The organism is Frankia sp. CeD, assembly GCF_000732115.1.
Lineage (GTDB): Bacteria > Actinomycetota > Actinomycetes > Frankiales > Frankiaceae > Frankia > Frankia casuarinae.
In genome coordinates this window covers 60,463-70,782 of record NZ_JPGU01000022.1, presented here as the reverse complement: position 1 = coordinate 70,782, position 10,320 = coordinate 60,463, and the positions used below count along the sequence as shown (strand labels likewise).

Here is a 10,320-nt window from a genome sequence, read left to right as displayed (position 1 = left end):
CCACCGCCGTGACCAGAGCCGAAAAGACGCTCGAGGAGATGCGCGCCGCCGACGAGCCGGTCACCTTCCGCGGCCTGGCCGCCCGCTCCGGGGTCTCCCTGGACTTCCTCTATCGACACACCGGCCTGCGCAGCCGGATCGAGCAGTTGCGCGCGACACAGACCGCCCAGCCATCCCGACCGGCGGAACCGGACCAGCCGAGCAACGTCGTGCGGACACTGACCGCGCAGCTCAGCGAACTCAAAGCCCGCCACCGCGCCGAGATCACCGCGCTGAACGAGGCGCTCGCCGCAGCCCACGGGGAGAACCTGATACTCCGCCGCCGCCTCGGCCCCAACGCCACGGCCGGCACCGACACCAACCCCAACGACCCGTGAGCGCCACCCGGACACAGTCGTCACGTGACGACCGCCCCCAGCGCGGCGCCGGACGACCCCACGCGGCGCTATCCCTGCCTCGGCGCCTCGACGCCAACCCCGGGTCCGCACACTGATCCGGCCGAGCGGACCCGCCCCGTCGCGGACGCGTCCGTGACGGCCCTGACCTGCCAAAACAACTATATTCGATCTTGAAAACTACAGATAACGCCGGACTACTGGCGCCCGTTCTACTACCTGCTCGAGGCCCGCGGTCTCACGGTGTGGCTGGTTAACGCCCGGGACGTCAAGAACGTCCCGGGAAGACCCAAAACGGACAAACTCGACGCGATCTGGCTGGCCAAACTCAACGAGCGTGGCATGCTACGGCCCTCCTTCGTGCCGCCACCCGAGATCCGCGAGATCCGTAACCTCACCCGGCTGCGCCTGGACCTGACCGCCGAGTGCACCCGGCACCGGCTGCGGGTCGAGAAGCTCCTCGAGGACGCCCTGATCAAACTGTCGACGGTGCTGTCGGACATCTTCGGGGTCTCCGGTCGGGCGATGCTCGACGCGCTCGTCGCGGGCGAACGTGATCCGAAGAAGCTCGCGGCGCTTGCCCGCGGCCGGGTCAAGGCCACCCAGGCCGAGCTGGCGACCGCGCTGACCGGCCAGTTCACCGAGCACCACGGTTACCTGCTCTCGGTGCTGCTCGCCCAGATCGACGGCCTCGATCGGCGGATCGCCGAGCTCACCGAGCGGATCGACACCGCGATCGCCGCCCTGCCTGCCCCGGCCCACGCCGCCGCCGACGCCGCCCGCGGTGGCGAGACCGGCCCCGACGGGGACGCCACCACCGGGACCGGCCAGGGCGGCGGTGGCGCCGCGGCCCGGCCCGGCCTGGACATCCTCGACCGGCTCGACGAGATCCCCGGCATCGCCCGCCACACCGCCCAGGTGATCATCGCCGAGATCGGGACCGACATGGCCCAGTTCCCGACCTCCGGCCACCTGAACTCGTGGGCGAAACTGACCCCCCAGACGATCCAGNCCGGCGCGAAAAGCCGCACCGGGCGCACCGGCAAGGGCAACCCCTACCTGCGCGGCGCCCTCGGGGAGGCCGCCATGGCGGCGGCGAAGACGAAGACCTTCCTCGGCTCCCGCTACCGGCGCCTCGTCAAACGCCGCGGCCATCTCAAGGCCCTCGTCGCCGTCGCCCGCTCCATCCTGACCATCGTCTGGCATCTGCTGAACGACCCCACCGCGCGGTTCCATGACCTCGGAGTCGACTACCACGCCAGCCTGCAGAGCAGGGAACGCCGCAAGCGCAACGCCCTGCGCGAGCTCAAGAGCCTCAACCTGAGCGCACAGGAGATCACCGCCCTGCTCGCCGCGGCCTGACGGCCGCCGCGAGCGGAACGCCCGACCCGGCGGCCTGACGGCCGCTCTGTCGGGGCGACGACCGGACACGCCAGCACCGCTCACCGTCAGAACGGCCAGCCGGCAGCCCACGGGATCCGCCGCTGTCGCGCGCACCAGCGGCCAAGTGCCCTGGCGGGCGCGAGCGTGCCCACGTTCAGTTGGTATTTCCGGTCAGATCACGAGGACTCGTGTGGTAGCAGCGTGTCAATCTGACACCAGCACGCGCTCCCTGGACCGTCCGCCGTTGAAACGGACGGTCCGGCCGCGACGCTTCCCGAGTCGGGGCAGGTCAGACGGCTACATCAGCGGATTCCGTCAGGTTCTCCGGCCCATCTGTAGCTACCGGTGTAGCAGCGGCCCACGACCATCCGGGAGTGATGCGGCGCGCCGGACCGCGAGTGCGAACATCGCAGGTCATGAGGCTTCAACGGCCCGTTCAGAGCGGTGCGGCGCCGGATCTGCGCCTCGTGACGAACGCTTGACCAGGGCTTTTGCGCGACGCCGGATGCGATGGGGCGCGGTGCCGAGGCGATCGAGCTGGCTCGACTGTTTTGCCGCAAAGCGGACGGTCTGTCGGAAGTGTCTGTGCAGGTCAGCGGGGTGCGCGGGCGACCGTCCGCCGTCTAACTGCGGTCGCCGTTGCTACAGACGTTGCTACATAACGATCTTCAAATGGCCTCAAACGATCTCAGTCGCGAGGTAAAACCCCTGATCAGAGGTGGTGGGCAGGGGCGGGGTCGAACCGCCGACCTTCCGCTTTTCAGGCGGACGCTCGTACCGACTGAGCTACCTGCCCCGGGCAGTGCGACTCTCGCATGAGCCACAGCGCACTGTTAGCCCTACGAACGCGGTCCCGACGGGATTCGAACCCGCGACCTCCGCCTTGACAGGGCGGCGTGAACTCCAGGCTTCACCACGGGACCATGCTCTAGATCGATCTTCAGTTGTCGCCCTCCAGGTGCCAGCCACGGGCCCTGTCCGGATCTGGAGGTCATGCTACACGACACCGGGACCACTCGAAGGGCCGGGAGCCCAGGATTCTTGCCCAACAGTCCACGCACCCGATCACTCGCGATCCGCTATGGAGACGCGACATCGGCATGAGATCCGCGGAGTCCACGCGGCGGGCGCGACGGCACGCCGGGGCGCACCCGGGAATGCCAGGCACGCCGCCGACCTCGCGGGAACCGAGCGAAAGGTGCGCAGCAGCACGGAGTCGATCCAGACCGCCGTTGCCGATCCCGTTCTGACCCGGGTCCGATGACGGGGTCGCCGTCGCCACCCTGAACCGGCCCGAGGTCATGAGCGCGTTCACCCTGCCGATGGCCACCGCCTAGGCGCAGGCCCTGTGTGCCGCGGACGCCGACCCGGAGGTCCGGTTCATCGCGGCCTCCGCCTTCGTCGGCTCCGGCTTCTCCCGCCTCAGCCTGGCCGTCGAATACGGTCTGTCCTGGCATCTTCCCCAGATCATGGGCACCGCCCGGGTCTCGGACTTCCTGCTGTCCGGCCACGCCGTCAGCGCCACCGAGGCGGCCGAGCTCGGGCTGGTCAACCAGATGATCACGGATGACGACGTACTGGACCACGCGGTGCTTGTCGCCGGTTGGATGGTCGGTTTCCCGGGCACGGGCCACCATCCGAGCGACGCCCAGATCCGTGCGCTGTATGCCGACACCTCTGCCAGGTCTCTGCCAGGTCCGGATGAGCTCATGCGCGGCGCGGACCGGTGTCCCGCCCGGGTAGCATACGACTCTCAAGCGACAGCGACAGCGAAACGCTCGAGCCGGCGTGAAGTGATCACGATGGCACGGTATCGTCACTCACAGGTCGAGAGGCGCTGCAACGGGCCCAGGTCCGCCACGCTCGGCCCGCACCGTTCAGTAAGGGCGCCTCCCATAACCGGGAGGTGGTCTGATGGCAGGGTCCAGGTCGGTCGACGAGGTGGCCGTCCATGACGGTGTGGTCGAGGCCAGCACGGTCGGGGCAGACGCGGTCGAGGCCGGCGACCGGGAGCTCCGGGAGCTGCTGGCCCAGCNGGTCGTCGTGCTCGACGGGGCTTGGGGCACGATGCTGCAGAACGCCGGGCTCACCCCGGCCGACTACCGCACGGAGCGGTTCCGCGACCACCCGAAGGACCTCGCCGGCGACCCGGACCTGCTGAACCTGACCCGTCCGGACGTGATCCTCGACGTGCACCGGCAGTATCTCGCGGCCGGCGCGGACATCACCACGACGAACACGTTCACCGCGACGAGCATCGGCCAGGCGGACTACGGGCTGCAGTCGCTGGTGCGGGAGNTGAATCTGCGGGGCGCGCGGCTGGCCCGCCAGGCCGCGGACGAGGCCGCCCGGCAGACCGGGGGGCGGCGGTTCGTCGCCGGTTCGATCGGCCCATTGAACGTCACGCTCTCGCTGTCCCCGCGAGTGGAGGACCCGGCGTACCGGGCGGTGACCTTCGACGAGGTCCGGGCCGCCTACGCCGAGCAGATCCAGGCGTTGGCGGACGGCGGGGTCGACCTGCTGCTCATCGAGACGATCTTCGACACGCTCAACGCGAAGGCCGCGATCGCCGCCGCCCGCGAGGTCGCCCCGCGGCTGCCGCTGTGGATCTCGGTAACGATCGTCGACCTGTCCGGGCGGACGCTGTCGGGGCAGACCGTCGAGGCGTTCTGGAGCTCCATCGCCCACGCGCATCCGCTGGTCGTCGGGGTGAACTGCTCGCTCGGCGCCGAGGAGATGCGCCCGCACGTCGCCGAGCTCGCCCGGCTCGCCGGCACGTTCACGGCCTGCCATCCCAACGCCGGCCTGCCGAACGCCTTCGGCGGCTACGACCAGACCCCGGACGAAGCCGGCCAGTTGATCGGCGAATTCGCCGCCGCGGGCCTGGTCAACATCGTCGGCGGCTGCTGCGGGACGACGCCGGCGCACATCGCGCGGATCGCCGCCGCCGTCGGCGGTGCGCCGCCGCGCCCGGTTCCGACCCCGCCGGCGCGCACCCGCTTCAGCGGGCTGGAGCCGTTCGAGATCGGCGAGGACACCGGCTTCGTCATGATCGGGGAGCGCACCAACGTCACCGGTTCGGCGCGGTTCCGGCGGCTGATCGAGGCCGACGACTACCAGGCCGCCGTGGACGTCGCCCTGGAGCAGGTGCGCGGCGGGGCCAACCTGCTCGACGTCAACATGGACGCCGACCTGCTCGACAGCGAGCGGGCGATGACCACGTTCCTGAACCTGCTCGCCACCGAGCCGGAGGCGGCCCGCCTGCCCATCATGGTCGACAGCTCGCGGTGGAGTGTGCTGGAGGCCGGGCTGCGCTGCGTGCAGGGCAAGGGCGTCGTCAACTCGATCAGCCTCAAGGAGGGCGAGGAGCCCTTCCTGGAGCAGGCCCGGCGCATCCGCGACTACGGCGCNGGCGTGGTCGTGATGGCCTTCGACGAGCGGGGCCAGGCCGACACCGCCGAACGCAAGGTGGCGATCTGCGCCCGCGCCTACGACCTGCTCACCCAGCGGGTCGGCTTCCCGGCCGAGGACATCGTGTTCGACCCGAACGTGCTCGCCGTCGCCACCGGCATCGCCGAGCACAACGGCTACGCGAAGGCGTTCCTCGACGCGTTGCCGCTGATCAAGCAGCACTGCCCGGGAGCGCGGACCAGCGGCGGCATCTCGAACCTGTCGTTCTCCTTCCGCGGCAACGACATCGTCCGCGAGGCGATGCACTCGGCGTTCCTCTTCCACGCCGTGCGCGCCGGGCTCGACATGGGCATCGTCAACGCCGGCCAGCTCGCCGTCTACCAGGACATCCCCGCCGACCTGCTCGAACTCGTCGAGGACGTGCTCTTCGACCGGCGCGACGACGCCACCGACCGGCTCGTCGCGTTCGCCGAGACCGTGAGCGGGAGCGGCACGAAGCGCACGGTGGACCTGTCCTGGCGCGAGGCGTCGGTCGAGGAGCGCTTGGCGCACGCGCTCGTGCACGGCATCGTCGACTTCATCGAGTCCGACACGGAGGAGGCCCGGGCGCGGGCGGCCCGCCCCCTCGACGTGATCGAGGGACCACTCATGGACGGCATGAAGATCGTCGGCGACCTCTTCGGGTCGGGGAAGATGTTCCTGCCGCAGGTGGTCAAGAGCGCCCGGGTGATGAAGCGCTCGGTCGCCTACCTGGAACCGTTCATGGAGGCCGAGAAGCAGCAGGCGCTGCTGGCCGGCACCGGCACCGGCCGTGCCAACCGTGGCAACGGCACGGTGGTGCTCGCGACCGTCAAGGGCGACGTGCACGACATCGGCAAGAACATCGTGGGTGTGGTCCTCGGCTGCAACAACTACGAGGTCATCGACCTGGGGGTCATGGTCCCCGCCACGGTCATCCTCGACACGGCGGTGGCGGAGGGCGCCGACGCGATCGGCCTGTCCGGCCTGATCACCCCGTCCCTGGACGAGATGGTCACGGTCGCCACCGAGATGCAGCGCCGCGGGCTGAAACTGCCCCTGCTGATCGGCGGTGCCACCACCTCGCGCCAGCACACCGCGGTCCGCATCGCCCCCGCCTACGACGCCACCACCGTCCACGTGCTGGACGCCTCCCGCGTCGTCGGCGTGGTCTCGGACCTGCTCGACGCCGACCGGGCCGGGGAGCTCGCCGTGCGTAACCGGGCGGAGCAGAAGCTCCTGCGTGAGCAGCACGAGAACCGCCAGCAGCGCCCGCTGCTCCCCCTCGCGCAGGCCCGGGCGAACCGCGAGCAGGTCACGTTCGACGACCTGCCCGTCCCCGCCTTCACCGGCGTCCGCGTCGTCACCCCGGACCTCGGCGCGCTGCGCTCGATGATCGACTGGCAGTTCTTCTTCCTTGCCTGGGAGCTGAAGGGCAAGTTCCCGGCGATCCTGGACCAGCCGGTGGCCCGTGAGCTGTACGNCGAGGCGAACGTCCTGCTCGATCAGATCATCGCGGACGGCAGCCTTCAGGCCCGCGGGGTCTACGGCTTCTGGCCCGCCGTCGCGGAGGANGACGACATCCTGATCGATCAGATCGACGTCGGCGCGGTGAACAGCGCCANCTCGCCGGGTCAAGGTGGCACGCCGGGTCCGGGTGGCACGGGGCGGCTGCGCCTGCCGATGCTGCGCCAGCAGACGGCCAAGCCCGCGGGGCGGCCGAACCGCAGCCTCGCCGACTACCTGGCCCCGGCCGGGGACCACATCGGCGGGTTCGCCGTGGCCGTCCACGGCGCCGACACGCTCGCGGCCGGCTTCGAGGCCCGGCAGGACGACTACCGGGCGATCATGGTGAAGGCCCTGGCCGACCGGCTCGCCGAGGCGTTCGCCGAGTATGTCCACCTTGAGGCGCGACGCGCCTGGTTCGAGCCGGACGCCAAGCCGTCGCTGGAGGATCTGCACGCCGAGCGCTTCCGCGGCATTCGTCCCGCCTTCGGCTACCCGGCGAGCCCCGACCACAGCGAGAAGCAGGCGCTGTTCGACCTGCTGGACGCCGGGCGGGTGGGGATGGGCCTGACCGAGTCCTTCGCGATGACCCCCGCCGCCGCCGTCAGCGGGCTCATCTTCGCCCATCCGTCGTCGCGGTACTTCACCGTCGGGCGCATCGGCCGGGACCAGGTCGAGGACTACGCCCAGCGGCGGGGCCTGAAGATCTCCGACGTCGAGCGCTGGCTACGCCCCAACCTCGCCTACGATCCCGAGTAGACGCCCCGGACAGCAGGTCCGGGTTCACGACGCTTACTCCTCGTGATCCGACATGCGGCGGCCGTTCCCGCAAGAAGCACGAGGGGCCGGCCAGACGTACGGTTGGCAGTCTTCTTGTAGTCGAGGCCGGCCGCCCGGGGTGCGACACGGATCACCGGCTTGTAGGCCCGGTCGCCGACCGTGCCACCCGCCAAGCAGTAGTGGAAGGTGTTCTGCGGCAGGCCGAGAAGCCGGGCCGCGACCCCGCTTCGGTGAACACCTCCCGCTCAAGCATGCTGACGGACCAGGTGGCGAGTGTCGCCCAGTCGCGTTAAGAACTCGGATCAGGAAGGTCGGAGATGTCGAACTCGCCTGGTCTCGGGGGTTGCCGTCGGTTCCGTCGTCGGCCACGGTGATCCGGGAAGCGGACGGCCGGTACTACGTGTCGTTCGTGGTCGATGTGACCGACGAGCCGTACCCGGTCGTGCCCGCCGAGGTGGGGGTCGATCTCGGGCTCGATCGGTTGGTGACCATGTCCACGGGTGAGATCGTGGCGAACCCTCGCCCGCCGCGGTCGAAGCGGCGGCATCTCGCCCGCGCCCAGCGGTCGCTGGCCCGCGCACGGAAAGGTTCCGCGAACCGTCGGAAGGCGGTGCGGCGGGNAGCGGNGTTGCACCGGAAAGTGCGCGAAACCCGCCGGGATCATCATCACAAGCTTGCCGCTCGACTGGTCCGCGATAACCAAGTGGTCTACGTCGAGGAGATGGCGGCTACCGGGCAGACGCCCGTTCCATGGGACAAGGTAGTTCCATGGGACAAGGTAAAGGCCGACCTCGGCCTGGTATGAGGTACCCGGTCGGCATAACCCCGCATGCGCTTCGTCAATTGCGCAAGCTCGACCCAACGGCGCGACGCCGCGTCCAGGCGGCGGCCAGGAACGGGCTTGGCCGGCCGTGCCAGAAGATCGCCAGGTCGTCGCGGGCGCGGGTCGCCGCGACGAACAGCAGTGACCGGTCTCGTGCCCGTTCCTGCTGGTACCGCTTTGGGTCGACGTCCTGGTACCGCTCGACCACGCCACGGGGCACAAGCCCGGCGCTGGCACCTCCGATGATGATCCGCCGATACTCCAGGCCCTTGAAACGGTGCATGGTGCCCACGTGGACGCCGCCGGCTCGCTTCGGCCCGTCCGGCCCGATCTCGATGGCAGAAATCCCGCTCGCCTCGAGGTGTGTGACGACGTCCTCCACCATCCGTCGAGTCGGCACGCACACGGCGGTCGAACCGTCGCCGGCACTGGTCGAACCGTCGCCGGCGCTCTCCCAGACCCTGATCTGCCCGCTGATGAGCTTCAGTTCATCCGCCCAGGTGACGGCCTCACCGAGCACGGGTTCTCCGCCACTGAGCAGCGACCGGTACCCCGCGAGGTTGTCGTCGCCGCCGTCGAGGTCGTCGTACGTCTCACCGGCAAGCAGCCGAAGCGCTGTCCACAGGATCTGACGGGTGGTGCGGTAGCTCAGCGTCAACTTGGCACTGCGACCACGGATATTCACGCCGAGACTACCAAGCGTGACGTAATTATCGTAGATTCGCTGGTGGGTGTCGCCGACGAGGAAGATGTCGTCCCGACCTGGCGCGACCATGGCCCGCAGCATCTTCCAGTGCGCCGGGTTGAGGTCCTGGGCCTCATCCACGACGACATGCCGATAGCGGTACCTGGGCAGGGAGCCGGAAGCGGTGGGCTGACCGGCCGCGCTCACCACCGCGGCCGCGCGGTCCTGTTCGGTGCGGGCGGCGTATTCGGCTACCTGGCGCCACGTCCACACACCGGCGTCGTCCAGGCGCTTGGTGAAACGTTCGACGAGTTGCCACACCGCGTCGCGGTCGGCTCGGGACAGTGGCCGCCCTCGACCTGGTCGCCGGGCCTTGAAGTAGTCGGTGCGGGAACGGAGCACCTGGCCCAGAACGACCTCGGCCCACTCGGCCGCGAGAAACTCGGCGTCCCACCGTCGTTCACCGACCTCGTCAAGCATCGCGGCCCACTCCCGCACGGCGGCGTCATCGTCGATCGTCCGCCGGCGACGGCTCGCCCCGGCCTCACCGACAACCCGGCTCGCGAGCTTGTCGATGTTGACGATATCGACCCGATCGACGAGGTCGGGGCCGACCAGGTCGAGGAACCGGGCCCGCAGGTCGGCGGCAAGGTTGCGGTTGAACGTGGTGAGCAGGATCGGCTTGTCATCGCCCGGCGGCAGCCGGGCGGCGAGGTGCCCGGCCCGGTGCAGCGCGACGATCGTCTNCCCGGTNCCCGGCCCGCCGCTGACCCGCGCCGGTCCGCCGTAGACCCGGTCCACGAGCTGGCGCTGGGTCGGATGCAGGAAGACCTGCCACCGCGCGAACGACTCGCCCAGCACCGCCTGCAGCGCGGCATCGTCGCTGGTCACCTGGGTCGCCGGCCGGGCAACCGCCGCAGCGAAGTCCTCCGGGTCGACCGGGCTGTCGGCCTTCACCGGCACGGTGACGTGTTCGAGTACTTCTTCGACGCTCTTGCCGTCGTGCAGCGCCAGGAGCACGTCGGACGTGAGCTGCGGGGCGACCTCGGCGAGCCCGAGCAGCTCGTCCTCGTCAACGATCCGTCTGATCAGCGGAAGCAGGGCCGGAACCACACCGAGGTCGACCAGGTCCTGGTCGGTGAAGGCCTCGAACAACGGCCGTTCGACGTCCTTCTGGCCGCCCGGCTCCCCCCCCTGCGGTGTCGCCGACTCCCGGCGCCGGCTCTGGCCTGACCTGGGCGGGCCTGACCCGGGTGTGGGTCAGCTGCCGTTCCGCACGACTGGCTGTCCCTCCGTGAGCCGAGTGGACCATCGATCCT

At 69.9% G+C, this 10,320-nt stretch carries 5 protein-coding genes, 2 tRNA genes, 1 pseudogene and 1 riboswitch; of the genes and pseudogenes, 5 read left to right on the top strand and 3 right to left on the bottom strand.

The window, feature by feature from the left end; all coding sequences use genetic code 11:
- The coding region (locus CED_RS24330) for a DUF6262 family protein (protein ID WP_035911043.1) at nt 1–377 on the top strand (377 nt) is incomplete at its 5' end.
- A gap of 204 nt (nt 378–581) precedes the next feature.
- Nucleotides 582–1,757, top strand: a complete 1,176-nt coding sequence (locus CED_RS13345) for an IS110 family transposase (protein WP_255361113.1) — start codon at nt 582–584, stop codon at nt 1,755–1,757.
- 740 nt (nt 1,758–2,497) lie between these two features.
- Here CED_RS13345 and CED_RS13340 read toward each other — a convergent pair.
- Both CED_RS13340 and CED_RS13335 read right to left on the bottom strand, forming a co-directional pair.
- Nucleotides 2,498–2,574, bottom strand: a tRNA-Phe gene (locus tag CED_RS13340).
- 52 nt (nt 2,575–2,626) lie between these two features.
- A tRNA-Asp gene (locus CED_RS13335) sits at nt 2,627–2,701 on the bottom strand.
- Between the two features lie 423 nt (nt 2,702–3,124).
- Between CED_RS13335 and CED_RS26210 the strand changes: the two are divergent.
- From CED_RS26210 to CED_RS25330, 3 genes and pseudogenes are all read left to right on the top strand, one after another.
- Nucleotides 3,125–3,370, top strand: a pseudogene (locus CED_RS26210) (enoyl-CoA hydratase-related protein); the annotation flags it as partial.
- 231 nt (nt 3,371–3,601) lie between these two features.
- Nucleotides 3,602–3,677: riboswitch (S-adenosyl-L-homocysteine riboswitch) on the top strand.
- Nucleotides 3,678–3,692: 15 nt separating this feature from the next.
- The gene (gene metH / locus CED_RS13320) at nt 3,693–7,472 is read left to right on the top strand and encodes a methionine synthase (protein ID WP_035911004.1); all 3,780 of its coding nucleotides are present in this window, start codon (nt 3,693–3,695) and stop codon (nt 7,470–7,472) included.
- Between the two features lie 52 nt (nt 7,473–7,524).
- Nucleotides 7,525–8,298: an RNA-guided endonuclease TnpB family protein gene (locus CED_RS25330; RefSeq protein ID WP_152569742.1), complete on the top strand. Its 774-nt coding sequence runs from the start codon at nt 7,525–7,527 to the stop codon at nt 8,296–8,298.
- A 34-nt stretch (nt 8,299–8,332) separates the two neighbouring features.
- Here the strand turns inward: CED_RS25330 and CED_RS13310 are convergent, their stop codons facing one another.
- Nucleotides 8,333–10,156: a UvrD-helicase domain-containing protein gene (locus tag CED_RS13310; RefSeq protein ID WP_051868797.1), complete on the bottom strand. Its 1,824-nt coding sequence runs from the start codon at nt 10,154–10,156 to the stop codon at nt 8,333–8,335.
- Between the last annotated feature and the right edge of the window lie 164 nt (nt 10,157–10,320).